We start from the raw sequence: 25,052 nt of genomic DNA on the forward strand, positions 1-25,052 counted from the left end.
AGCCACCTACGGTAAAGATACGGTGCACCACACCGTTGAAGCCATTGACACCCTCAAAGGCAATGTCATGGCGATCGCCGAAAAAATTATGCAATTAAGTGAGCAAACCACTCAGGTGACTGCCATTTCCGAACTTGTTGCCGATATTGCCAACCAAACCAATATCCTTGCCCTGAATGCCGCCGTGGAGGCAGCCCGGGCGGGGGAGCATGGCAAAGGCTTTTCCGTGGTGGCACAGGAAGTGCGTAAACTGGCTGACCAAAGCAAGAAATCGGCAGAGAAAATTACTACCCTCATTCGCGAAGTGCAAGCGGCGATGAATGGTACCGTGATGGTGACCGATGAAGGGATGAAAGCCACCAACGAGTGTGCCAAGCTAGCCCATAGCACGTCCGAGACCTTTGCCACGATCGCCAACGCTATTGATGCTGTCCACCTCAACAGCCAGCAGATTGCCCTCAGTTCCAAGCAGCAGGCAGTGGGGGTACAGCAGGCTATTTCTGCCATGAATGCCATTAATTTAGGCGCTCAGGAAACTTCGACCAGCCTCTCCCAAATTAAGACTGCTACCCAGCAGTTAGTCGAAGCCGCTGAGACATTACAAAACTCGCTATAAACCTATTTCTTTCTATTGACAATTCTTCTGAAAGTAGGGACTGGCATAAAGCACCTGCGACAGCAACTTGACTTCCTCAGGCGACCTCCTCTTGCAAATTCAGCCACAAGGAGCTTTACTTGATCGCCGTCCCTAACAACCGCTCACATCCTCTTGCAGAACTGCCCGCCAGATGAAAAAATTTCTTCTGATCAAGGTATTACTGTGGCCATGCTCCAACAGTACCTTAAACAAATTACGACTACATTCCTTGCATGACTTGCAGAATAGTAAATGCGTGGTAGAATAGCACCGCTGTGCATTTTAATTTATGTCTTTCATAATTGCTTAATTATTGTTTAGTGATTACACCCTATTGATTGTAGTTATTAATACATTGCATTGATTGTAGTTATTAATACATTGCATTGAATGGCACTGCTATAGGATAAGCGTAAGCAATGGAGCAGCGTTAAGCGCAAGCCGAAATTATAACACTTAAGGTGCGTAGTCAACAAGCTTAATTCTAACATCAAGGTGACTGTTTAGTCCTTTGATTGCTCAGACCTTAGAAGGGGGAATGATCATGCAGGCCTTTGAGAATACTCGCTATCCATCAGCCTCTACCCTAGAGGCGGTTATGCCGCTCCCACAGATGCTGCAGATGCTGAGGACTCGACAGTTCACGGGTATTGTGCGGGTCGCTGCTCATATCCCATACACTGGGCGACACTTAGCCTATGACCTTAGCGTTTACCACGGCAACTTAACTATGGCCGCCAAAAATCTGCCGACACCAGAAGAGTTATTGCGGCTGCTCGGCAGGATGCTTAAGGTGGGGTTTATGGATACCCTGATGCAGTATGCCCAAAGTCGTACTGCTAATTACTCCTATCGCGCCATCCTTGAAGCCGTTGTCAACACGCGAGCCTTGAGTTGGGAGGATATTGAAAAAGCGATTACAGAGCGATTAGTCGTTATCTTAGAGCGCCTTGCTCCCCATACCTGTACGATTGAATCTCAGCCTAACCCTGAGTGGGATCTCAGCTACGGCGACCTTCCCCATGGCATTGACCCCAGTACTCTGTTGGAGCGCATTGACAGTCGTAAAAGCCTATGGCAGCAGTTGTATCCAGCAATTCCTTCTTTTGAAGCAATTCCGCGTCTCCATGAGGGGGCATTGGCAACTATTCACCATGAGGCAACGGCTCAACACTTACAAACATGGGTGAATGGTGAAAATACCATTGCCGATATTGCTGAGGCGCTGTATAAAGATTCCCTTGCCTTGGCCTCCCTTTATCTGCGTTGGGTCAATGATGGCTTGATTGGTTTTGTGGCCAATGATGATAGTCCCGTGGGCTTGCCCATTGTTTTAAGCGTGGACGATAGTCCTATTGTCCACGCCATGATTCGTCGTGCCTTGGGCGATCGCTACGAAGTGATTAGCGCCACCAGTGCCATTGATGCTCTGTCGCTGTTAAATAACCGGAACGTCTCTTTAATTCTTTTAGATGTAACGATGCCGGAAATTGATGGCTTTGAGTTTTGCCGCACCATCCGCAAAATTGAAAAATTTAAGGAGATTCCAGTGATCATGCTGACGGCCAAGGATGGCTTAATTGATCGCGCCAAAGGACATATGGCAGGCACAAATTACTACCTTACCAAACCCGTGGATCGCGACGTCCTGTTAAGTACGATTGAGAAATTTATCTAGTACTGGCTGCTATGGACTACCTAAAGTTGCGATCGCAGGGGCTGAGCTGTGTCCTGCCTTTACCAGTGGTGGAAGAACTGATCAATTTGCCGGAATTGGCGACGATACCGGAAGCGCCTGTTGACATTATTGATCCACGTTGGCTCAATTATTCAAGGAAGTCATGTAATTAAATTATTAAACCTGAATCAGGTACTCAGTAAAATGATGCCATCCTTAGCAGCCGCTTAGGCAACATTAATTTATCATTTGTCAGAGTTCCATACCATCATAATTGCGAGGAAGATTCATGCGTATTCGCTATCAACTTTACGCCCTGATTGGTTTCATTGCCTCTACAGCGTTGATTGGTTTAGGTTTAGAGTTCTACATTTCGCAGCAAAGCCGTCAAGCTTACCTGATTTCCAATGAAGCCCATAGAGTACGGGAGTCAGGTCAGCGCGTTCTCAACCTACGCCTTACCGCAAGCGATATTGAGATGATTAATAAAGAAACGAGTATCAATGATGAACGGATCAATGCCCTAATCAATGGTGACCCTAGAATGGGGATTCCAGCGGCACGAGATCCTAAGCTACGCGACCTGATGCTAAAGGTACAGTCTGCGTGGCCAGAGCTTAAAGAGCAAATACAGGGACCATTTATTGATGTGACACAGCTTGCTGAAAACAGTGAAGGATTTTTTAAGCTGGTCGATGAGGCAGTTAAGCAAACAGAAGCATCTGTCGCAGCAGTTGAGCGCAATGGTCGAATTATTCAAGCCGTTATTTTTTGCCTAGAAATGATATTGATAATTTCTGTTGCTATAGTCATTCAGCGTGTTATTAAATCGCTGTTGCAGATTTCCACTCAAGTGGTCACCTCTTCCAATGAAACGGCTGCTGCCCTTGCAGAGCAAGAAAAAGTGATTGCCCAACAAGCTGCTTCCGTGAACCAAACAACTACCACCATGGAAGAATTAGGCGCCTCCTCCCGTCAGTCCGCAGAGCAAGCCGAAGCTTCCGCCGCTGGTGCTAAGCAAGCCATGGAGCTAGCCACCTACGGTAAAGATACGGTGCACCACACCGTTGAAGGCATTGACACCCTCAAAGGCAATGTCATGGCGATCGCCGAAAAAATTATGCAATTAAGTGAGCAAACCACTCAGGTGACTGCCATTTCCGAACTTGTTGCCGATATTGCCAACCAAACCAATATCCTTGCCCTGAATGCCGCCGTGGAGGCAGCCCGGGCGGGGGAGCATGGCAAAGGGTTTTCCGTGGTGGCACAGGAAGTGCGTAAACTGGCTGACCAAAGCAAGAAATCGGCAGAGAAAATTACTACCCTCATTCGCGAAGTGCAAGCAGCGATGAATGGTACCGTGATGGTGACCGATGAAGGGATGAAAGCCACCAACGAGTGTGCCAAGCTAGCCCATAGCACGTCCGAGACCTTTGCCACGATCGCCAACGCTATTGATGCTGTCCACCTCAACAGCCAGCAGATTGCCCTCAGTTCCAAGCAGCAGGCAGTGGGGGTACAGCAGGCTATTTCTGCCATGAATGCCATTAATTTAGGTGCCCAGGAAACCTCCACGAGTGTATCGCAAATTAAGACTGCTACCCAGCAGTTAGTCGAAGCCGCTGAGACATTGCAAAACTTGCTATAAGCCTATATAAGCCTATGTATATTGAAGATGATGAATTGCGCTCTCTGTATCAGGTTGCCAGCTCAGAGCACCTGCACGCGCTTGAGGCGGGGCTGTTGGCTCTGGAAACCAACCCCCAAGACCGCTCGCCCCTAGACCAACTTCTGCGGGAAGCCCACTCCCTCAAGGGAGACTCACGGATGCTCGGGGTGACGGAGGCCGAAGCCATCATTCACCATATTGAAGAGATTCTCAGTCACTGGCGGCAGAATCGCCTTGTTCCGTCGCCACACCTGTTTGAGGGGCTATACCGTGCCCTAGATGCCGTCAAGAAAATTGCCCATGAAGCCGTAACCGGTGAGCCAGCCAATGTCAGTTCCTTTCATGTGGCTGCCGAGCTGTTGCAATTTCTAGAGGGCGCATCCCCGGCTCCTGATCCCCCAAAGCCTGCTGAAGCGGAAGTCGATGACTTAGATGCGTTGATGAGTGCCCCCTCCTCAAGCCTCTTCCTTGAGGACTCCTCTGAAATATCGTCCCAAGACGAGGGAACCACAGCACTGACAGCCACGGTGACTGGGCAGGATCACTATCGCATTGAGAGTGTACGGGTGGCCAGCAGCACGTTGGATAGCCTCATGACCGCCATCGGTGATTTAACAGTGACCCAACAGCGCATTGCTCGGCAGCAGGAACTCATTGTCGAGGGACTGGCGTACTGGGAGCAGGCGCAGGTTCACCTTCTTGCTAGCCAGCGCTTACTTCAGCCCCATCCAGAATTGTTGACCCTGCGGCAGCACTACGATCACCTACGGCAGCAACTCGACTCCCTTGGGCGATCGCTACAGCAATTACAGGCACGCGCAGGTGTTGATGATGCCCACCTTACAGCGGTGGTCAATGGCCTTGAGAATGAGATTCAAAATTTGCAATTTTTGCCCTTAGGTACCATCTTTAACTTGCTGCCGCGGGCGGTGCGAGATATTGCCAAGGAGCAAAAGAAAGAAGTACAACTGGTGATTGAAGGCGCGGAGGTCACGGTTGATCGCCGCATTCTCGAAGGCATGCAAGCCCCCTTAACCCACTTGGTGCGCAATGCCTTAGACCATGGGATTGAGCTGCCCCAAGAGCGACAGCAACAGGGTAAGCCTCCCCAAGGCACTCTCACGGTGCGGGGACGCACTAACGGGAATGAAGTGGTGATTGAGGTGATGGATGATGGTCGTGGCTTAGATCATGACGCAATTAAACAAACGGCACTCCAGCGGGGGTTGTATAGTGCCGACGCCTTGGCAGCAATGAGTCGGTCTCAGGTCGAAGCCCTGATTTTTGCCCCCGGATTTTCAACCCGTACCCAGGTCAGTAGCCTCTCAGGGCGAGGGGTGGGATTAGATGTGGTGCGGGCTAACGTCGAGGAGCTCAATGGCACGATTAATGTGATCTCGACCGCGGGGAAGGGGTGCTGTTTTCAAATTACACTGCGTGCCAATCGAGCCACTGTCTCGATCCTCACGGTGCGCCTGCACGATTACGTCTATGGTTTGCCGGTTGAGGCGATCGCCACCACGCTGCTGTTGCGCCACGAGGAATTAATCTTAGGGGGAGCAGAGCCAACCCTACTGTGGGAGCAGCAGCCGGTCAGCATCAGTTGGTTAGCAGATATTCTCAATCAAGAGGGGGGGATCCGTCACCAACCGCGGTATCCCTGTATAATTCTGCGCCATGGCGATCGCTATCGCGGGCTGATTGTGGATGAGATTGTGAACTTCCAAAAAGTACAGTTAAAACCCCATCATCCCTTACTCAGCGGCATTCCCCATCTGTTAGGGGTCACTGTTCTGGAAACGGGAGACATTTGCCATCTGCTAAAGCCTAGTGCACTAGTGACCGCAACCGGGGGCGATCGCCCCCAGCCCAGCACTGTCTTGAAGCCGCCCGCAAAGCCACGGATCTTACTGGTGGAAGATTCCCTCCCCATCCGCACCCAACTGCGGCGAATTTTAGAGCGCTCAGGGTACGAGGTCACCACCGCCGTGGACGGAGCCGATGGATTTCAACAGTTGCGCACTGGCACCTTCGATGCCATCGTCTCTGACGTTGAAATGCCCCAGCAAAGTGGCATTGAAATGACCCAACGCATTCGGCAACTACCAGAGTATCAACGGTTACCCATTGTGCTGGTGACCACCTTAGCCGCTGCCAGCGATCGCCAACGTGCCCTTGCTGCCGGTGCCAACGCTTACCTCACCAAAGGAAACTTTGACCAAACCCTGCTACTCGATACCCTGAAGGAGCTAATTCATGAGCAAAATTAAAGTGGTTTTAATTGAAGACTCAGTCGTTGCCCTCGAGATTCTACAGCGATTGATTAACTCCTCCGAGGAAGTGGAGGTGGTCGGAACAGCCTTAGATGGAGCCTCTGGCCTAGAAATCATTGAGCGCACTCAGCCGGATGTCATCTGTACCGATTTACAAATGCCCGGCATGGATGGGCTGGAGTTTACTAAAGAAGTGATGAAACGCTTTCCCCGGCCAGTGCTAGTGATTAGTAATGCCGTACAGCCGACGGATGTGGACAATATCTATAACCTGATGCAAGCGGGCGCCCTAGACTTCTTCCCGAAGCCCACGACAGGCTCTGCGACAGATTACGAGCGCTTGAAACATACCCTAGTCACCAAAATTCGTGTTCTGGCCAGCAAAAAGACTCCCTAGGCAAGAGTTCGCGCTATCCTATCAGCAAGGTTTCTGGATAGCCTTGAATGCCCATCCGTGTTTTTTTGGTAGAAGATTCCCCCATTGCCCTGAGTATTCTCAAGCAACTCTTGCAGACTGCCCCAGATATCGTTGTGGTGGGAACTGCGGTCACCGGCAGAGAGGCACTGCTGCAAATTCCGGAGTGCCAACCTGATGTTGTCTGCACCGATCTCTATATGAAAGAGATGGATGGGCGAGAGTTTACCCGCCAACTGATGGCTCGTGCGCCTCGTCCTGTGTTGGTCATTAGCGTTGCCGTGCGTGAGACCCAAACGGCGTTTGAACTGCTGCAAGCGGGAGCCACAGATGTCTTCCCAAAACCAAGTAGTGGCTTAATGGCAGACTACGACCGCAATGAACTGATCAATAAAATCCGGGTCCTAGCAGGGGTCAAGGTGTTTACCCGCCCCTTACAGCCGCGCCCTACCGTGAGTGCAGGGGCACCTGCCTACCTTCAGGCCACCGTTACCGCCAAGCAAGCGGCCATTGTTGGAATTGGCGCCTCAACAGGGGGGCCCCAAGCCATTGCTAAAATCTTGCAAGATCTTCCCGCCAGTTTTCCCGTGCCCATTGTATGTACTCAGCACATTAGTGTTGGGTTTTTGAGTGGCTTGGTGGCTTGGTTGGCACGAGAAACGAGGCTGCGAGTCACCATTGCCAATGCTGGCGATACGCCCCAGCCGGGGGTTGTCTATTTTGCTCCCGATAGCTGGAACTTAGAAGTGGATCGCCGCGGTAAGTTGAGCCTCAGTCCCCCTGTCGAGGGTGAACGCCATTGCCCATCCGTCAATGTGATGCTCCGCTCTCTCGCAGCGTTTTATGGTGAAGCAGCGATTGGGGTGCTGTTAACGGGGATGGGGGATGATGGCGCAGCAGGAATGCAGGCCATCTCTAGAGKGGGGGGTATCACAATTGCCCAAGACGAAGCCACGAGCATCATTTTTGGGATGCCAAAAGAGGCGATCGCCCTTGGCGCTGTCAGATATATACTACCCATTGAACGGATAGGGACAGTTTTGGCGGAATTGGTAGCGGTTACCCAAGATCAATGAGTGGGTAGCTATTACACCATATCCGGCGTTGCTGAATAGACGTATGACTTTCGGGTTTGAGTCTTTTACCGCCCTCACCCTAGCCCTCTCCCAGAGGAGAGGGAACAAGACTCTTAGCGCCCGTCTCCTTGGGGAGACGGGTGGGGGATGAGGGAATTCATAGCTACATTCAGCAACACCCACCATCGCTTAAAGCAGGTCAAGAGACGGAATTCGCAGGATCATGTTAGAGTTTTGCAGAATAGCTGTGTGATGTGGGAGTGAATCAATGGGTGTCTGCTGGCAACCTCTTCCTGTCCTTAGACTACACCGCGGTTTAACCCCAATGAACTGGCTGTGCGTCTAAGTGCAGATCATGAACTATTTTGCGTTTGCCCTGAAACGACGATTGGCAGCTCGGGTGGTGGCGATCGCCCCAATCGCCTTTGGGAGGATGCTTATTAGCTTAACCCCAGCGCACGCTGAGGTAATGAGTGCTGATCAGGTGGCTGCGATGTCTGTAGCGGCTGAGGTGGCAGTTACCCCAGCAAGCATCGCTGACCCCGCACCTGAGCCAAGCGTTGCCCAAGCACCGGCAGCGGTGGTGAGTCAACCAGCATTAATGCCGCTGAACCCCACTCCAGATGCGCTGGCCTTACCTACCGATGTGACCATTGATCTGACACAACCCCTGACCCTTGATCAAGCTCTTGAGGTGGCTATTCGCAATAACTTGGGGTTGCAAATTAGTGAGCTGCAACTCCAACGGGCGCGGGCACAACTCAATCAAGCCCTTGGCCAGCTTTATCCCACCTTTTCTTTCCAAGCGAGCGTGGGGCAAGCCACTCGCCCTAGCGGCCAGCCCGCCTACTTACCTCTTAATGTTCAGCAGCAGCTATCCCTGCAACAGCAGCAGCAACAACAAGGACTGCAACAGCTTACGGGTCAGCAACTAGAGGCCAGCCGTATCTTAGCCAACCAAGTGCAGCGCCTACAGCAACGCTTTCAAGGTTCGCAACTCACTACTTTTGCCGATCAACAAAACCTTGAGTTGCAGCAACAACTGCAACAACTGCAGAACAGTGCCACTCAAGCGGCGACTCCCTCTTCCTTTACGCCGGTTACGCTTGCCCCCGTTAACCAACTCAACTCCACCAACTTTTTTACCAATTTATTTGGCGCGACCGCAGGTGCAACCTCCAACGCTGCCTTAGTCATGAACTATACACTCTTTACCTCTGGCGGCCGGGCAGCATCGATTCAGGCTGCCCGGGATCAAGTCCGCTTTAGTGAGTTAGAAGTGCAGCGACAACTGGATCAACTGCTCTTGGACGTGAGCACGGACTACTATTTGGCACAGCAAGCGAAGGTACAGGTGCAAATTGCCGAAGCAGCAGTGGCCAACGCCCAAGTGACCCTACGGGATGCGGTTGCTTTTGAGCGAGCAGGTATTGGTACCTTGTTGGATGTGTTAACGGCAGAGGTCAGCCTTGCCAATGCCCAGCAAAACCTCAGCCAAGCCCGTAATTTAGAAGTGACGACCCGGCGACAGTTGGCACAACGGTTGAATGTGAACCAAAGCGTCGATGTGGCGATCGCCGACAGGGTGGAACCCGAAGGCCAGTGGCCTTTGTCTGTTGAGGACAGCATTCTGCTTGCGTTTGCCAATCGCGTTGAACTCGAGCAGCGGCTGCTCCAGCGCCAGATTGCCCTAAAAAATCGCCAAGTTGCCCTTGCGGCCATTCGCCCACAGGTCAGTCTTTTTGCCAGTGGCAATATGTTGGATCATCTCACCGATAGCCTAGATCCGCGCTTTGGCTATGGGGTGGGCATTCAAATGCAACTGGCCTTATTTGATGGTGGGAATGCCCGTGCCAGCGCCGCCCGGCAAGAAGCCCTTGCCGCCACTGCTGAAGCGCAGTACGCCAATCAAAAGGATATTATCCGCCTAGAGGTGGAAGCAGCCTACATTAACCTGAAGGCCAACGAAACCAACATCACCACCGCTCGCACAGCGGTTACCCAAGCCACAGAAGGCCTCCGACTGGCGCGGTTGCGTTTTCAGGCGGGAGTGGGCACTCAGCAGGAAGTCACCAGTGCCGAAACAAACTTGACCCAAGCCCAAGGCAACCTATTGGCGGCCATTTTGAACTACAATCGCTCCCTAGCGGTTCTAAAGCGTGCCGTCGGCTATCCAGCGCAAACGCGGCTGAGCAGCGCCACTGTGGCACCCGCCGCCCAAGGGCAATAATAGGGTAAGGATATACCGCAGTACCACAAGGCAGCATGGGCGATCGCAAACGGGCATTAATTACAGGCATTACCGGCCAAGACGGGTCTTACCTGAGTGAACTGTTATTAGAAAAAGGCTACGAAGTCCATGGGGTTATCCGCCGCACCTCCACCTTTAATACCGACCGCATTGATCACATTTACGTTGACCCCCACCAAGAAACAGCCCGGTTGCGACTGCACTACGGTGATCTCACCGATGGCGGCACCCTACGGCGCATTATTGAACTGAGTCAACCCGATGAAATCTATAACCTCGGTGCCCAGTCCCACGTGCGCGTCAGCTTTGATGCACCACAATATACAGTGGAAACCGTGGCGATGGGGACGCTACGGCTTCTGGAGGCGATTCGCGAGTACCAAGACCGCACCGGCAACGCAGTGCGCTTCTACCAAGCCGGTTCCTCGGAAATGTTTGGGTTGGTACAGGAAGTTCCCCAACGGGAAACAACCCCCTTTTATCCCCGCAGTCCCTACGCCTGTGCTAAAGTGTATGCCCACTGGCAAACCGTGAACTACCGCGAAGCCTATAACCTGTTTGCCTGTAACGGTATCTTGTTCAACCATGAATGCATTCCCCTCAACACCCCCCTGATTGTTAGGATAAATGGCACCCTCAATGTAGTCACACCGCGAGAATTAATTCCCTTGCGCCGCCAAGGGCCAAACGTTCAGCACTTTGACCTTGTGGGGGTTGAGGTCTGGGATGGCAGGGATTGGACAGCGGTGGTTGCTATCACAGCAACGAAACGACGGCAGGATGATCCTGACCATAAACTGTTAGCGATCCATGGGCGGGGTGGTGTTGTTACCTGTACAGCTCACCACACCCTGATCCGGTCTGATGAAACCGAATGCCGCGCAGACAGTTTGCAGATCGGCGATACCCTCCTGCTAGCGGAGTCAATGCCGCCAACGCTAGCGTGGACTGCGGTTACACCGGAAATGGGCGAGTTTTTAGGGCTGATGGCGGCTGATGGCTACATTCCGAGTGGCGATCGCACAGTTATTCAGTTCACGAATAATGACCCAAAGCTGCAACAGCGCATTGCCGAACTGTGGTCGCGGCTCTTTCTGGGCAATGCCCGGTTTTCAACTGGCACTTCAGGGTTTGACTGCCATCCCGTCGGTCAGACCTATCTCAGCGGCTCAGGGCAAGCAACAGTGAAGTGGCTGCGCAGTCAGTTATATTCGGATGACGGTTTGAAGCGCGTCCCCCCCATCATCTTAAATGCCAACCCAGAGATCCAAGCAGCTTTCTTGGGTGGCTACTATGCTGGTGATGGCCTGAAGGCAGGGAATGGCGAAAGTATCCGAACAAATAGCCCCCTGCTGGCGCAAGGCTTATATTGGTTGTACGCCCACCAAGGCAGAACGGCATCGGTTTACCTAGAGCAGCGGCACGGCAGGAGCTACTATCAGCTCAACCTATCAACGGCTCAGCCGTTAGGGGAGAAGGGGCAGCACTTGCAGCAGCCCGCTGCCGAGATTCGTAAGATCGACGCGGCTGCCATCGAAGATGATGAATGGGTGGTGGATCTGGCGACGCAATCCGGACGCTTTGTGGCTGGKGTCGGTTGTGTCGTTGTCCATAACAGCCCCCGTCGTGGTGAAACCTTTGTGACCCGCAAGATTACCCGGGCAGTGGCGCGGATTGTGGCGGGTTTGCAAGACAAACTCTACCTTGGCAACCTCGATGCCCAGCGAGACTGGGGTTACGCCAAGGACTATGTGCGTGCCATGTGGTTAATGCTGCAACATCCCCAACCCGATGATTACGTTGTAGCCACTGGCGAAACCCACTCCGTCCGTGAATTCTTAGAGTTAGCCTTTGGTCATGTGGGGCTAAACTGGCAAGACTACGTCGAGTTTGACCCGCGCTATCTGCGGCCCACCGAAGTTGATTTGCTGCTAGGTGACCCCACAAAAGCAAAGACCCTGCTGGGGTGGCAGCCATCGGTGACCTTTCCAGAACTGGTGGCCTTGATGGTGCAGGCGGATCTCCACGCCGTTGGCCTCAGTTCCGATGCGCCCCAATCCACCTCGGAAACCGTGTTGGATGTGGTGGCTAACCGCCAAGCAATCAGCAAAGCAGATTAACGGTCAATCATGATGAGCCTAGCAGAAAAATATATTTTAGTAACGGGTGGCACTGGTTTTTTAGGCCGTCAAGTTACTGCCGAACTCATCCGCGCGGGTGCCGACTGCGATAAGATTACCTGCGTCGGTCGGCAGAAGTACGATCTGCGCCGCCTTGATGATTGTAAAGAGGCAGTGGACGGCAAACAAATTGTGATTCACCTTGCGGCCCATGTGGGCGGGATTGGCCTGAATCAAGCCAAGCCGGCAGAACTCTTTTACGACAACCTCATGATGGGGGCGCAACTCATTGATTGTGCCTATCGTGCTGGCGTGGAAAAGTTTGTTTGTATCGGCACCATCTGCGCCTACCCTAAATACACGCCGGTGCCCTTCAAAGAAAGAGATCTGTGGAATGGCTACCCTGAAGAAACCAACGCCCCCTACGGCATTGCTAAGAAAGCTCTGTTGGTGCAATTACAAGCCTATCGGCAACAATATGGCTTTAATGGTATTTATCTGCTTCCGGTTAATCTGTATGGCCCACGGGATAACTTTGACCCTGCCAGTTCCCACGTCATTCCCGCATTGATTCACAAGATTCATTCTGCCCAGCAGCGGGGGGAGACCGCAATAGAGGTGTGGGGAGACGGCAGCCCCAGTCGTGAATTTCTCTACGTGGAAGATGCTGCCCGGGGCATTGTCATGGCCACTCAAGCCTATAACGAGCCTGATCCAATTAACCTCGGCACCGGTGAAGAGATTACGATTAAAGACCTAGTAATGATGATTGCCCACCTGATGGATTTCAACGGCGAGATTCACTGGCAAACCGATAAACCCAATGGCCAACCCCGCCGTTGTTTAGATACGTCTCAAGCAGAGCAAGCGTTTGGCTTTCGTGCTCAGGTTTCTTTAGCAGAGGGCTTGCGGCAAACCATTGCTTGGTACCGTGCGTTACATCATCAAGGATAGGCGATAGGCGATAGGCTAGCGCAGCAGTACCTGCTTTAGCTAGGTGTTGCTGAGCGTGGCTATGAATTCCCTCATCCCCAACCCGTCTCCCCAAGGAGACGGGAGCTAAGAGTCTTGTTCCCTCTCCTCTGGGAGAGGGCTAGGGTGAGGGCGGCAACAGACTCAAACCCGAAAGTCATACGTCTATTCAGCAACGCCCTCAATTACTCATTGTTTTTGTTTACTCATTGTTCACATAAGCCTCAACTGCTTGCCGGGCTGTTTTGAGATCAACCCCTAGCTGCTCTCGGGTAAGTTTGATGGCATCGATGAGCCGTCCCTCTTCCGCTGCCTGCATCGCCGCGACTGGAATGGTAATTGTGGGGTCTTGATCCGGTGAGTTAGATTTTTTCATGGTTGGCTAAGGCGTGCAGACGATGCTCAAGGATAGCTGATTGTTGCTGGGCAGCGGCGAGCTGCTGTTGGGCGGCAGTCACCACCTCGGGTTGCGCTTTATTCAGAAATTTAGGATTGTTAAGCCGAGCACTGAGGGATTCGATCTCTCGCTGGAGGCGATCGCGATCCTTGGTGAGTTTTGTAACGAGTGCCTCCAGATCGACCACGCCAGCTAGGGGAATCAGAATTTCACTGCTGCCCACCACGCCGCTAAAAACTTGAGCCGGGGCTTGGACGCCTGGGGCAATGGTGAGGGTCTCGAGGCGTGCTAGATGGCAAATATCTGCTGCGCTCGTCGTCAGTATGGCAGCATCATCGGCACTGGCATCAATAAGCGCCGTAATCATTAATCCGGGCTTAATCCCCGCTTCAGACCGCAGATTACGAATGGTACGGATTGTCTCCAGCACCAGCGCAAATTGAGTTTCCAGGTCTCCATTGATGTGGGCGGGGTCGGCAAGGGGATAGGTTTGCTGCGCTAACAACTGAGAGTCATCAACTTGGTGGAGGGTATGCCAAATCTCTTCGGTAATGTGGGGCATAAAGGGGTGCAACAAGCGCAGGATACCATCGAGCACCGTGGCTAAGACCTGCTGAGCAGTGCGCTTGGCCTGGGGATCAGTTCCCTGCAAGCGAGGCTTGACCAGTTCAATATACCAGTCGCAGAAATCCCCCCAAATGAACTCGTAGAGCCCTTTAGCGGCTTCGCCTAGGCCGTAGGTGTCAATTCGGTGCGTGGTCGCCTGAATACAGGTGTGATAACGGCTTAAGATCCAGCGATCGCCTTGGGTTAGGGCAGCAGGTGTTGGGGTTCCTAACTGGGCGGGGGACTGCCCCTCCAAGTTCATCAAGACAAAGCGGGACGCATTCCACAGCTTGTTGGCAAAGTTACGCGCGGCTTCGACGGTGGCCGACTCATCGGTTTTGCGGTTGTACTCTAGGCGAATATCTTGACCTGCCCCCACCACTTCCTTGACAAGGCTATAGCGCAGGGCATCGGTGCCGTACTTCTCAATCAGGATAAGGGGATTAATGCCATTGTTGGCAGATTTAGACATTTTTTTGTTGTTTTCATCCCGCACCAAGCCGTGAATATACACGTCTCTGAAGGGAATGGCACCTGTAAAGTACTGCCCCATCATTGTCATGCGGGCAACCCAGAAGAAGATGATGTCAAACCCTGTCACTAAGGTGGCATTGGGGTAGTAGCAGCGATAGTCAGGCGTATCCTCGGGCCAACCTAGGGTGGAAAATGGCCATAGCCCCGACGAGAACCACGTATCCAAGACATCCTCATCCTGTTGCAGTTGGATAGCCTCACCAAACTGCGCCACTGCTTTTGAGCGCGCCTCAGCCTCGTCCATAGCTACCACAAAGGGGGTGTCGTCGCGCACCTCGCCGTTGGTTTCACTAATGACATACCACGCAGGGATTTGGTGCCCCCACCAGAGTTGCCGTGAAATACACCAGTCCCGTAAGTTCACAAGCCAGTCCCGATAGACTTTGGCCCATCGCTCCGGAATAAACCGTGGTGAATTGTCCTGATCGAGGGCGTGGAGGGTTGCGTCGGCTAGGGGACGGATTTTTACAAACCACTGGGTGGAGAGGAGGGGTTCAATGGGCACTTTGCCGCGATCGCTGTAGGGAACAGTATGCTTATAATCTTCAACCTTCACTAAATAGCCCTCAGCTTTCAGTCGCTCGACGACTGTCTTGCGAGCCACAAAGCGATCTAACCCCGCAAACTCACCAGCATTCTCATTGAGGGTGCCATCCTTGTGCATGAGGTTAATCATTGGCAACTGATGGCGTTGTCCCATGGCAAAATCGTTGGGGTCATGGGCAGGGGTCACCTTGACGCACCCCGTGCCAAAGGCAGGATCAACCAGCGAATCCGCAATAATTGGAATGTCGCGGTTCATGAGCGGCAGGCGCAGGGTTTTGCCAATTAAATGGCGATAGCGATCGTCGTCCGGATGGACGGCTACGGCGGTATCCCCCAGCATGGTTTCTGGGCGGGTTGTGGCCACTTCTAAATAGCCTGACTCATCAGAGAGGGGGTAGCGTAAATGCCATAGGTGCCCTTGCACCTCGCGGTTTTCCACTTCCAGATCCGAGACAGCGGATTGACTGGCGGGGCACCAGTTCACTAGGTACTTGCCACGGTAGATAAGCCCCGCCTCGTAAAGCCGGTTAAAGGCCGTTAAAACCGCACGGGATAAGCCCTCGTCCATCGTAAACCGTTCCCGCGACCAGTCCACCGACAGCCCTAGGCGCCGTAGTTGAGAAACAATTGTATTGCCGGAGGTGGTCTTCCACTCCCATGCTTTCTTTAGGTATGCATCCCGACCAATGGCAAAGCGGGTTGTCCCCTCTGCCTGTAGCTGCTGATCTAAAATCGCACTGACGGCAATGCTGGCGTGATCGGTACCCGGCAGCCACAGGACATTGTCGCCACGCATCCGGTGGTAGCGAACCAGAACGTCGATGAGGGCGTGTTCAAAGGCGTGCCCCATGTGCAGGCTGCCCGTAACGTTCGGGGGCGGAATTACAATACAGTAGGGGGTACCGCTGTGCTGTGGATCAGCATGGAAAGCGCCGCTGCTTTCCCATTGTTGCTGCCACTTGGCTTCAGTCTGATGTGGATCGTACTGACTCGGGAGCGTAATCGCGTTTGTCATGGCTTAGGGTACAACTCAACGGGCAATGGCCTAAGCCATCACCATACCACCATCAACATTAAAGACTTGGCCGGTAATGTAGGAGGCTGCTGAATCAAGGGCTAAAAACCGCACCATGCCCGCAACCTCTTCGGGGTTACCGTAACGACCAAGGGGAATAAATTTAAGAATTTCATCGGCTTTCAGCCCTGCGGTCATGTCTGTGGCAATAAAGCCGGGGGCAACGGCATTGACGGTAATACCCCGACTGGCCAGTTCTTTAGCAACGGTTTTGGTGAAGCCAATCACCCCTGCTTTGGCGGCACTGTAGTTCGCTTGGCCGGGGTTGCCCATTTGCCCTGCCACCGAAGCAATATTAATGATTCGCCCCCGTTTTTGTTTGAGCATTAGTTTACTCACCGCCCGGGTGCACAAAAATACGCCCGTCAGGTTTAGGTTAATCACGGCTTGCCAGTCCTCAAGGCTCATCCGCAGCAGCAGGGTATCGCGGGTAATGCCTGCATTGTTAACAAGCACATCGATGCGGCCATAGGTGTCTAGGGTTTTGGCGACAAGGGTTTCAACCTCTTCAGCCACAGAGACATCCGCAGCGATCGCCGTTGCCTGTCCCCCTTGGCCTTGAATGGTGTGCACGACCTCCATCGCCGCCTCTGCCGATCGCGCATAATTAACAACGACGGCTGCTCCTTGGCCAGCTAACTCAAGGGCGATCGCCCGACCAATCCCACGGGATGCACCAGTAACAATGGCAACTGCTGTTTCACTCAACCCTATATTCTCCTAATGACCAGATGAGACATCACTCATCATTAGTTCGCTATTGGTTCGCTTCACCGCTCATCATACCATCATGATATGCCCTACACCTTAGGGGCATCGCGGTAGTACACATCCTTTAGCCAGCGTTCGACCACATCCCCATAGGCCTTAAGGCTATACTCTTGCTCCGCTTGTTGGCGGCACGCTGAGCGACGAATCTGCTCAATTTGACCAAGGGCACTAATAAGGTCGGGCACTGAATCGGGGGTCACTAAAAAGCCCGTTTGCCCATGGCGGACAATTTCACTGGGCCCCCCGCGATCGTAGGCAATGACGGGCACGCCGCAGGCTAAACTTTCAATGACCACATTGCCAAAGGCTTCGACCCAGCGGGAGGTGAGCAGCAAGGCTTTACACCGCCGTAGGTGTGCCTGCATCTGTTGGGTGGGCAAAAACCCAAGGTATTCAATGGGGGCATCGGGATATTGAGCCTGAATTCGCTGCCAATAGTCAACATCCTGCATCTGTCCCATAATTTTTAGGGGAGTGCGGGTCACATTTGCCGCTGCCACGGCATCTTCTAACCCCTTTTCGGGGGCAATGCGCCCCAGCCAGCACAGGACATCGTCGGGGTCGGCGCAAAATTCGTAGAGGCTTAAGTCTAGGCCACTGCCTAAGCATACACAGCGATCGCCAAAGGGAAAGGTCGCTGCTTGGGTGCGCGTATAGACCCCAATACTGCCGGGATACTGGTCAATCACAGTGGCGATCGCCTGATCCATCACCTCAGAAATCGAAGCCATACTCACCAAGTGTGCCACCGGTCGAGATAACCATGGAGTCAGATAAAAGGGCAGCCAATCGTAGGCAAAATTAACAATGAGATCGTACCCCTGCTGTAGCTGCTGCACCCGTGCCCACAGATTAGCTAGGACACTATTGCTGGGCATGACAATCGGCTGGTCTCGGCGTTGATGCTGGGCAGGCACCTGTAGGGCACCGGGAATCTCCTCAATGGCAGCGGGTACTGGCAGGCGCGATCCACAGGGAGCAAGAATCTGAATCTCGTAGCCGCGGGGTTGCAAAGCCAAGACCATATTGAGGAGGGTGAGTTCAACCCCACCCCCTTGACCGGTACCCAACGGCCCGACAGAGGTCGATGCAAACAGGAGCTTCAGAAATCCCCCTCGCCTTAACGCAGTGCCTCAGCACCGGCGACCACTTCGAGAATCTCTTGGGTAATGGCCGCTTGGCGAGCTTTGTTGTAGGACAGGGTCAGTGTACCAATGAGGGTTTGGGCGTTGTCGCTGGCGTTATTCATGGCCGTCATCCGCGCGGCTAGCTCTGAGGCAGCGGCTTCTTGCAGTGCCCGCAGCAATTGGTTGCTCAGGTAGAGGGGCAAGAGCGCATCTAGGATCTGTACGGGATCCTGCTCAAAAATCATGTCTGGGGGCAGTGCTGGCAGGTTTGAAGTGACCTTCTCGCGGTTCACCTCCAGATGGGAGGCCCGGGTGGTCAGACGGAAAATTTCATCATCGGCTGCCTCTAGTCCTTGCGGATCAAGGGGGAGCAGCGTTTGCACCACCGGCTTCGAGCTAATCAATGAGACAAACTTGGTGTAGATCAGCTCCACCCGATCCACGGTTTCTGACAAAAAGAGGGAGAGCAACTCATTGGCAATTTGGCCTGCTTCGCTGGCAGAGGGGATTTGCTCGAGGCCAGAATAAACCGCATCGATGGGATAGTCACGGCGTTGGAAGTACTGAGCCGCCTTGCGACCCACGATCACGAGGGTGTATTTAATTCCCTCTGCCTCTAACTCTTCGGTGCGCTCCTTGGCGCGACGAATCACGTTGGTGTTGTAACCGCCACAGAGGCCGCGATCGCCGGTAACAACTAACAAGGCCACAGTCTTTACAGGACGTTTTGCCAGTAGGGGTAAGTTGGCATCTTCAAAGCGTAGCCGCGTTTGTAGCCCGTAGAGCACTTGAGCTAGGCGATCGGCAAAGGGACGACTCGCCATCACCTGCTCTTGGGCACGGCGCACTTTTGCTGCCGCCACGAGGCGCATGGCTTCGGTAATTTTGCGGGTATCTTTGATGGTTTTGATGCGATCGCGAATAGCTTTGAGATTGGGCACGGTAATCTATACTCCTAAGCAAAGCGTCCCTGCCCTAAGATTTTAGCCTAGAGGGGGATCGCCGCGATCGCCTAGGTGGGGGTTTCCGTCGGGGCTATCTCAGGTGAGCGTCCCCGCGCTAACACTGTGAGAATCGGGACAGCCAAGGCAGCTAAGGGAGGAACAACCCGCCCCACCGGCTGCGGTAAGGTTAAGCTGACACTCAGGGCGGAAATAACTGTTGCTGCAATCCCCGTTAGCCAAAGTGCATGCCCCTGTCGGCGCAACTGCCGTTTTAGATGGCGGTTTTCCTGAGCGGCAAGGGTTAATTCTGTGGGTACAACTGTTGAGACTTGAGCGCGCAAGGCCTCATTGTCGTGGCGCAGTGCATCGGCCTCTAGCTTTATCTGCTCTAGTTCTGCGTTGAGGGTATTGCGCTCTGTTTCCACTTGGGTCAGTTGCCGCGTCAACTGTGCTAATTGCTGCGCCAGACCAATATCGTGGGGTTCGCTGAGGAGCGCCGTTTCTTCTAGGGAGTCTGGGGGGGCGGCGGCTAAGGCGTCCTGTAGTTGCTGCTCTAGTGCAGCCTTTTCGGTTTGCAGTGAGGTGAGTTGGGCGTTGAGTTCTGCTAGAGTCGTCGCTTGGTCTTGCAGCGTTAGCAGTTGCTGCTGTAGCTCTTCTTGCTGCGTGATGGCTTGAGCAAGCTCCTGTTCCAAGTTTTGGCGCATTCCCTCAAGAGCAGTTTTTTCAGCCGTTAACCGCGCAACTTGTTCTTTCAATAGATCGCTTGCGTGTGTAGCTTGCTGACTGGCCAATTGCTCTTGCAGGCGCTGAACCTCTGCGGTAGCCCTTTGATAATTCGCTCGTAGGTCACTGAGTTCGCGGTTGAGGTGATCTCGCTCGGTTTGGAGAGTCGTTAGTTCAGTGGTCAGTTGGCTAATTTGCTCTTGCAGGTCAGCATTTTGGGCGATCGCCCGCTGCTCTGCTGAACTGGTCAGCGATTCTAATTCGGCAGCGAGGGAGCTTAAATCAACCTCCTCAGGTTGACTCGCAGTGCGTGCCAGTTCCCCCAAATCCGTAATAATGGTTTCTAACAAATCATCGGGTGGGTTGCTAGGATTTTCGGGACTTGGCATAGTCTGTCACCTCAGTTGATAAGGCGCTAAGAATTCTTCCAATTATAGCTATAGCGATCGCCGATACTATTCTCTAGGCTAGAAGCAGCAAACTGTCTGAAAAGAAATTTTTTGGCTCGGGATCCTCACCATTGTTGGAGTTACTTAAATTGTATGAGTCAATCAGCATACCTGATTCAATTATCAGACTTGCACTTATTTTCAAACAGCAGTGGCACACTGCTAGGGTTACGCACCGCGGATTCCTTGGCCGCTATTTTAGATACGCTCCAACACCAGTTCCCCCCACCGGATGCATTGTTATTAACCGGCGACTTGGCGCAAGAGCCGTGCACCCAAACCTACACAAACCTTGCCAACGCCTTGAAGACCTTCCCCTGCCCGGTCTATTGGCTTCCCGGGAACCATGATGATCCTGCCGCCATGATCCCTGCCCTTGCGCAACCGCCCCTCAGGGGCGATCGCCTCATGTCCCTTGGGGCGTGGCAAGGCATTCTGCTGAATTCTCAAGTTGAGGGTCAGGTTCACGGTGCCTTAAGTGAGACGACGCTACACTGGCTGGACGACCAGTTAAGCAACTGCAGCGATCGCCCCACCTTCATTGCCCTGCACCACCCTCCCTTTCGCACGGGTGCACCATGGCTAGACAGTAGCCGCCTGCAAAACCCAGAGGCACTCTTTGGCATCCTAGACCGTCATCCTCAGGTCAAGCTAGTGCTGTTTGGTCATATTCACCAGTCCTTTATGGCCGAGCGCCAAGGAGTGACCTACCTCGGGTGCCCCTCCACCTGTATTCAGTTTTTACCCCGTGCGGCTAAATTTACTCTTGAACCCATCGGGCCTGGGTTTCGTCAACTTTGGCTAGAGGCCGATGGCACCGTTAGAACCCAAATCCAGCGCGTGACCATTCCACTCACCTTGGATTTTACTTCTGAGGGCTACTAAAAACTAGGCGACAATCGCCCTTGTAGGCTATACCTAATTACAAGCAGGTTAGGAGTGTTGGGTCATGAACCTAAGTCGGAGCACCGATGAGATCAAATTGGTACCGGAGATGACCACTGGTCGCATCCCCTATACTCCTCGCAACCATCGCCGTATTCTCTGTGTATTCCCTCGCTACAGCCGTTCCTTTGGCACCTTTCACCACGCCTACCCGCTCATGGGCACCGTCCGTGCCTTTATGCCGCCCCAAGGGATTCTGCTGGTGGCTGCCTACTTGCCAGAGTCGTGGGAAGTGCGCCTCATTGATGAGAATGTGGCTCCGGCCAAAGAGGCTGATTACGCTTGGGCAGACGTTGTCATCACTAGCGGGATGCACATTCAACGCGCCCAAATTAACGAAATTAATGAAATTGCCCACCGCCACGGTAAACTCACGGCACTCGGAGGACCATCGGTGTCTAGCTGTCCTGAGTACTACCCCGATGTTGATATTTTGCATTTGGGGGAGTTAGGCGATGCCACCGACAAAATGATTGCCTACTTTGACGAGTATGGCTCTCAGCGACCACCGCAGCAACTGATCTTTGAAACCACTGCTCGCCTCCCCCTCAGTGAGTTTCCCATACCTGCTTATCAGCATGTGCGGATGGCAAACTATTTTCTTGGCAGTGTGCAGTTTTCCAGTGGCTGCCCCTTTCGTTGTGAGTTCTGCGACATTCCCGAACTCTATGGCCGTAATCCGCGCCTCAAAACGCCCCAGCAAATTCTCAAAGAATTGGATACCATGCTGGCGTCGGGGAATCCGGGAGCCGTTTATTTCGTAGATGATAACTTCATTGGCAATCGCCGCGCGGTAACTGAGTTATTACCCCACCTCATTGACTGGCAAAAAGCCAATGGCTATCCGTTGCAATTTGCCTGTGAAGCCACCCTCAATATTGCCCAAAGTCCCAAACTACTGGAGATGATGCGGGAGGCGTACTTCTGCACAGTGTTCTGTGGCATTGAAACGCCGGAGCCAGAGGCGCTGCACGCCATCCACAAAGACCAAAACCTGAGTATGCCGATTTTACAGGCGGTGCAAACCCTGAATAGCTATGGCATGGAAGTCGTCTCAGGGATCATTATTGGGTTTGATACCGATACCCCCGAAACGGGCGATCGCATCCTTGACTTCATTCGTGCCTCCCACATTCCCACCCTCACCATTAACCTGCTCCACGCCCTACCGCGAACCCCCCTGTGGCGCCGACTGGAAGCCGAAGGCCGCCTCAACCATGACGAAAATCGTGAATCTAATGTCGAATTCCTGATGCCCTACGAAGAAGTAGTAGAGATGTGGCGGCGCACCATTACCACCGCCTACGAACCAAAATTTCTCTACGAACGGTTTGCCTATCAGATGGAGCACACCTATCCCAACCGCATTGCCGTCCCCAATAGCCGAGCACGGCTAAGTCGCGAAAATATTCTCCGGGGTCTGCGGATTATGAAAAATATCCTCTGGCAGGTGGGTCTTCGCAGTAGTTATCGAGACACCTTTTGGCAACTGGCTTGGCCTGCCCTGAAGAAGGCGCAAATTGAACAACTCATCCACGTTGGTGTGGTGGGACATCACCTGATTAATTTCGCCCAAGAATGCGCCCGAGGTGATGAGGCAGCCTCGTTCTATTCCCAGCGGCTACGCAAAACAGCAACAGCAGCCGCCCCCCTACAAACGGCTGGACTATCGGTAAAAGTCCGCTAATTACTGCTTAGTTATATAAGTAAGCTATATAATGGACGCTGTGGGTTTACTATTGAGTTAGCAATAGGGCTGCACGACATGCAATGATTGAATCTCCCTCTTCTGAGTTATTGATGCATGTGGCAGACTACTTCAAGGTGCTGGCGGAGCCAAGTCGCCTGCAAGTGTTGTGCGCCCTAAAACAGGGACGACGCAATGTCTCAGAAATTATTCAGCATACTGGCTTAGGCCAAGCCAATGTGTCTAAGCATTTGAAAACCTTGGCTCAAGCAGGCTTGGTGCGTCGCCACCCCCAAGGGGTTACTGTCTATTACGAAATTGCAGATCCAACTATTTTTCCCTTGTGTGATCTGGTCTGCCAACGCTTAAGGCAGCGACTTGAGGAGCAATCCCAAGCCGTCAGCCAGTGGGCGAATAACTTTTCCTAAAAAAACTTTTCCTAAAAAAAATCGCAGACACAGTAATGAAATCTTTATTCATATGGTTTTTTAAGACGTGGCGATCGCTTTCAGTAATTTCTGTGATCATAATCTAAGTAATATCGGTGTTGCTGAATGTGGCTATGAATTCCCTCATCCCCAACCCGTCTCCCCAAGGAGAAGGGAGCTAAGAGTCTTGTTCCCTCTCCTCTGGGAGAGGGCTAGGGTGAGGGCGGCAGCGGCAGACAACCTCGAACTCTCACCAACTGCTTCCGCTCCGTCTGCACCAACGAAGTGTTAGGCAACGTATAGCTTTCAGCATTGTCTCTAAACATAATGTAGAAAAATGTAAGCGCTACATAAAGTAAATCTAAAGTAAATCTAATGACAGCACAGGTACAACTTGAACAAAGCGTCCACGATGTGGTGAAGACAAGCAAGCCAGAAGTGGTATGGAAGTCTAGTGATGGATTGTCCTGCCTGTACCACGGCGATAGTTTGGAACTCATGGCTTCGCTGCCTGCTGAGAGCGTAGACTGTATCTGGACTGCTCCCCCCTATAACCTTTCAAATGACGGGATTACCTGTGTTACTGGGCGTATGGTTAAAGTGAATAAAGGCAATTGGGATCGCAGTCAAGGTGTTGAGCTAGATCATGAGTTTAATAAAGCTTGGTTGGCTGCTTGCTATCGTTTACTCAAGCCCAGAGGTACCATATGGGTCACAGGTACTCTGCACGTCTATCCATCTGTTGGATTTGCCATGCAGCAGCTTGGGTTTCGCATTCTCAATGACATTATTTGGGAAAAACCGGCTCCACCTCCGAATCTGGGATGTCGCTGCTTTACTCATTCAACGGAACTAATTCTGTGGGCAACTAAGGCACGTAAAAGAAAGGAGCGTTATACCTTTAATTATGAGGAGATGAAGGCTGAAAATGGTGATAAGCAGATGAAAAATATCTGGCGAATGCCCGCTCTAGGTAAAGCCGAAAAAGTCTATGGCAAGCACCCAACCCAAAAGCCGGTTGCTCTGGTTTCCCGATGTCTTCGCGCCAGTACCCACCCTAGTGATTTAGTTTTTGATCCGTTTGCGGGTTCTGCCACCACTGGAGTTGCCGCTTTGTCACTGGGTCGGAAGTTTATTGGTTGTGAAAACGTCGGCTGCAACCCGTTGTTAGCCCGCTTTCATAACTTCTTCGTACTTACTTGCGAAAATACCATTTTCAATCCTTAGACAAGGAATACCTCCAAGTACTGGATAGACAACAAGTGCTTCTGGACTAAACAACATACCACCGATTTCTCTTATTGGTGTTTTGAAGCGCGGGCAAGCGAGGACGCTAGATGGCAATTCAACATCACTGTCTTTCCGAATAATGGTCAATGTGGTCGGATTCAGAGGATTCGAGGTATGAGGAAATAATTTGTGTTCCAGCACATCATAGCCGAGCGAATCGGAAATCCCCTTTAGATCCTTGCAGTATCCGTGAGAATCCATTCTTTGTCTTGCTTCATCACTGGCAAATTCGTACCCAGGCTCTAAAAGAATCAAGAACTTTCGGCTCTATCGTCCGAGTTATGCTTAATCAATAGCTAAATGCCAGCAAATTAAGCAACGTAACTGAAAATTGTCAAAGTTCCTGAACCCATAACCTGACCGCTTGATCAGCTTCAATTTATTGTTAATACCTTCGACAACACCACTATTTGTGTGATTATCAAAATAGGCGGTGACT

19 protein-coding genes and 2 pseudogenes are annotated in these 25,052 nt (G+C 52.5%); 14 read left to right on the top strand and 7 right to left on the bottom strand.

Translation table 11 applies throughout. The features are described 5' to 3' along the window. The 10 genes and pseudogenes from L5220_RS06715 to L5220_RS06760 form a co-directional block, all read left to right on the top strand. The coding region (locus L5220_RS06715; protein WP_499572516.1) for a methyl-accepting chemotaxis protein at positions 1 to 616 on the top strand (616 nt) is incomplete at its 5' end. Positions 617 to 1,181: 565 nt separating this feature from the next. Then, a complete protein-coding gene (locus L5220_RS06720; RefSeq protein ID WP_499572518.1) occupies positions 1,182 to 2,315 on the top strand; it encodes a response regulator in 1,134 nt (377 codons plus the stop codon). 289 nt (positions 2,316 to 2,604) lie between these two features. Next, positions 2,605 to 3,963, top strand: coding sequence for a methyl-accepting chemotaxis protein (locus L5220_RS06725; protein WP_499572520.1), 1,359 nt, complete (start codon positions 2,605 to 2,607; stop codon positions 3,961 to 3,963). 14 nt (positions 3,964 to 3,977) lie between these two features. Further along, the gene (locus L5220_RS06730; protein WP_499572522.1) at positions 3,978 to 6,254 is read left to right on the top strand and encodes a hybrid sensor histidine kinase/response regulator; all 2,277 of its coding nucleotides are present in this window, start codon (positions 3,978 to 3,980) and stop codon (positions 6,252 to 6,254) included. Then, entirely contained in the window at positions 6,241 to 6,654 is a 414-nt protein-coding gene (locus L5220_RS06735; RefSeq protein ID WP_099799089.1) for a response regulator, read from the top strand. Before L5220_RS06730 ends, L5220_RS06735 begins: the two co-directional genes overlap by 14 nt. A 47-nt stretch (positions 6,655 to 6,701) precedes the next feature. Next, positions 6,702 to 7,748 (top strand): chemotaxis-specific protein-glutamate methyltransferase CheB, encoded by a 1,047-nt coding sequence (cheB, locus tag L5220_RS06740; RefSeq protein ID WP_499572524.1) that lies wholly within the window; start codon positions 6,702 to 6,704, stop codon positions 7,746 to 7,748. 355 nt (positions 7,749 to 8,103) lie between these two features. Then, entirely contained in the window at positions 8,104 to 9,978 is a 1,875-nt protein-coding gene (locus L5220_RS06745) for a TolC family protein (RefSeq protein WP_499572526.1), read from the top strand. A 35-nt stretch (positions 9,979 to 10,013) separates the two neighbouring features. Next, positions 10,014 to 10,589: pseudogene (locus L5220_RS06750) on the top strand (GDP-mannose 4,6-dehydratase); the annotation flags it as partial. Between the two features lie 1,005 nt (positions 10,590 to 11,594). Further along, positions 11,595 to 12,119 (top strand): annotated as a pseudogene (locus L5220_RS06755) (GDP-mannose 4,6-dehydratase); the annotation flags it as partial. Positions 12,120 to 12,128: 9 nt separating this feature from the next. Beyond that, positions 12,129 to 13,073, top strand: coding sequence for a GDP-L-fucose synthase family protein (locus tag L5220_RS06760; protein WP_499572528.1), 945 nt, complete (start codon positions 12,129 to 12,131; stop codon positions 13,071 to 13,073). A gap of 220 nt (positions 13,074 to 13,293) precedes the next feature. On the opposite strand, the gene L5220_RS06765 is transcribed toward L5220_RS06760, so the two are convergent. The 6 genes from L5220_RS06765 to L5220_RS06790 all read right to left on the bottom strand — a co-directional run bounded on the left by L5220_RS06765 (position 13,294) and on the right by L5220_RS06790 (position 20,203). After that, positions 13,294 to 13,467 (bottom strand): hypothetical protein, encoded by a 174-nt coding sequence (locus tag L5220_RS06765; RefSeq protein WP_499572530.1) that lies wholly within the window; start codon positions 13,465 to 13,467, stop codon positions 13,294 to 13,296. Then, positions 13,454 to 16,189, bottom strand: coding sequence for a valine--tRNA ligase (locus tag L5220_RS06770; RefSeq protein ID WP_499572532.1), 2,736 nt, complete (start codon positions 16,187 to 16,189; stop codon positions 13,454 to 13,456). The genes L5220_RS06765 and L5220_RS06770 overlap by 14 nt, the downstream gene beginning before the upstream one ends. A gap of 30 nt (positions 16,190 to 16,219) precedes the next feature. Continuing rightward, positions 16,220 to 16,957, bottom strand: a complete 738-nt coding sequence (gene fabG, locus L5220_RS06775) for a 3-oxoacyl-[acyl-carrier-protein] reductase (RefSeq protein WP_499572534.1) — start codon at positions 16,955 to 16,957, stop codon at positions 16,220 to 16,222. A 92-nt stretch (positions 16,958 to 17,049) separates the two neighbouring features. Beyond that, positions 17,050 to 18,090, bottom strand: a complete 1,041-nt coding sequence (locus tag L5220_RS06780) for a glycosyltransferase family 4 protein (RefSeq protein ID WP_448514365.1) — start codon at positions 18,088 to 18,090, stop codon at positions 17,050 to 17,052. A gap of 50 nt (positions 18,091 to 18,140) precedes the next feature. After that, the gene (locus L5220_RS06785; RefSeq protein ID WP_099799094.1) at positions 18,141 to 19,088 is read right to left on the bottom strand and encodes a F0F1 ATP synthase subunit gamma; all 948 of its coding nucleotides are present in this window, start codon (positions 19,086 to 19,088) and stop codon (positions 18,141 to 18,143) included. A 71-nt stretch (positions 19,089 to 19,159) separates the two neighbouring features. Next, the gene (locus L5220_RS06790; protein ID WP_499572536.1) at positions 19,160 to 20,203 is read right to left on the bottom strand and encodes a hypothetical protein; all 1,044 of its coding nucleotides are present in this window, start codon (positions 20,201 to 20,203) and stop codon (positions 19,160 to 19,162) included. Positions 20,204 to 20,356: 153 nt separating this feature from the next. On the opposite strand from L5220_RS06790, the gene cpdA reads away from it, so the two are divergent. The 4 genes from cpdA to L5220_RS06810 all read left to right on the top strand — a co-directional run bounded on the left by cpdA (position 20,357) and on the right by L5220_RS06810 (position 24,550). Further along, positions 20,357 to 21,148: a 3',5'-cyclic-AMP phosphodiesterase gene (cpdA, locus tag L5220_RS06795; RefSeq protein ID WP_099799096.1), complete on the top strand. Its 792-nt coding sequence runs from the start codon at positions 20,357 to 20,359 to the stop codon at positions 21,146 to 21,148. Positions 21,149 to 21,212: 64 nt separating this feature from the next. Beyond that, the gene (locus L5220_RS06800; protein ID WP_499572538.1) at positions 21,213 to 22,895 is read left to right on the top strand and encodes a B12-binding domain-containing radical SAM protein; all 1,683 of its coding nucleotides are present in this window, start codon (positions 21,213 to 21,215) and stop codon (positions 22,893 to 22,895) included. A gap of 83 nt (positions 22,896 to 22,978) precedes the next feature. Then, a complete protein-coding gene (locus tag L5220_RS06805) occupies positions 22,979 to 23,323 on the top strand; it encodes an ArsR/SmtB family transcription factor (RefSeq protein ID WP_099799098.1) in 345 nt (114 codons plus the stop codon). A gap of 375 nt (positions 23,324 to 23,698) precedes the next feature. Next, positions 23,699 to 24,550: a DNA-methyltransferase gene (locus tag L5220_RS06810; RefSeq protein WP_499572541.1), complete on the top strand. Its 852-nt coding sequence runs from the start codon at positions 23,699 to 23,701 to the stop codon at positions 24,548 to 24,550. A gap of 348 nt (positions 24,551 to 24,898) precedes the next feature. On the opposite strand, the gene L5220_RS06815 is transcribed toward L5220_RS06810, so the two are convergent. Then, positions 24,899 to 25,052 (bottom strand): transposase (locus tag L5220_RS06815; RefSeq protein ID WP_499572543.1); only part of this gene is annotated, 154 nt, incomplete at its 5' end.

This window comes from Synechococcus sp. PCC 6716, assembly GCF_022570815.1.
Taxonomy (GTDB): domain Bacteria; phylum Cyanobacteriota; class Cyanobacteriia; order Thermosynechococcales; family Thermosynechococcaceae; genus Thermosynechococcus; species Thermosynechococcus lividus.

Bases quoted from the DNA above. Each gene is read 5' to 3' on its own strand.
- L5220_RS06720 (WP_499572518.1), top strand. From the start codon at position 1,182: ATGCAGGCCTTTGAGAATACTCGCTATCCATCAGCCTCTACCCTAGAG.
- L5220_RS06725 (WP_499572520.1), top strand. From the start codon at position 2,605: ATGCGTATTCGCTATCAACTTTACGCCCTGATTGGTTTCATTGCCTCT.
- L5220_RS06730 (WP_499572522.1), top strand. From the start codon at position 3,978: ATGTATATTGAAGATGATGAATTGCGCTCTCTGTATCAGGTTGCCAGC.
- L5220_RS06735 (WP_099799089.1), top strand. From the start codon at position 6,241: ATGAGCAAAATTAAAGTGGTTTTAATTGAAGACTCAGTCGTTGCCCTC.
- L5220_RS06745 (WP_499572526.1), top strand. From the start codon at position 8,104: ATGAACTATTTTGCGTTTGCCCTGAAACGACGATTGGCAGCTCGGGTG.
- L5220_RS06760 (WP_499572528.1), top strand. From the start codon at position 12,129: ATGATGAGCCTAGCAGAAAAATATATTTTAGTAACGGGTGGCACTGGT.
- L5220_RS06765 (WP_499572530.1), bottom strand. From the start codon at position 13,467: ATGAAAAAATCTAACTCACCGGATCAAGACCCCACAATTACCATTCCA.
- L5220_RS06770 (WP_499572532.1), bottom strand. From the start codon at position 16,189: ATGACAAACGCGATTACGCTCCCGAGTCAGTACGATCCACATCAGACT.
- L5220_RS06790 (WP_499572536.1), bottom strand. From the start codon at position 20,203: ATGCCAAGTCCCGAAAATCCTAGCAACCCACCCGATGATTTGTTAGAA.
- cpdA (WP_099799096.1), top strand. From the start codon at position 20,357: ATGAGTCAATCAGCATACCTGATTCAATTATCAGACTTGCACTTATTT.
- L5220_RS06800 (WP_499572538.1), top strand. From the start codon at position 21,213: ATGAACCTAAGTCGGAGCACCGATGAGATCAAATTGGTACCGGAGATG.
- L5220_RS06805 (WP_099799098.1), top strand. From the start codon at position 22,979: ATGATTGAATCTCCCTCTTCTGAGTTATTGATGCATGTGGCAGACTAC.
- L5220_RS06810 (WP_499572541.1), top strand. From the start codon at position 23,699: ATGACAGCACAGGTACAACTTGAACAAAGCGTCCACGATGTGGTGAAG.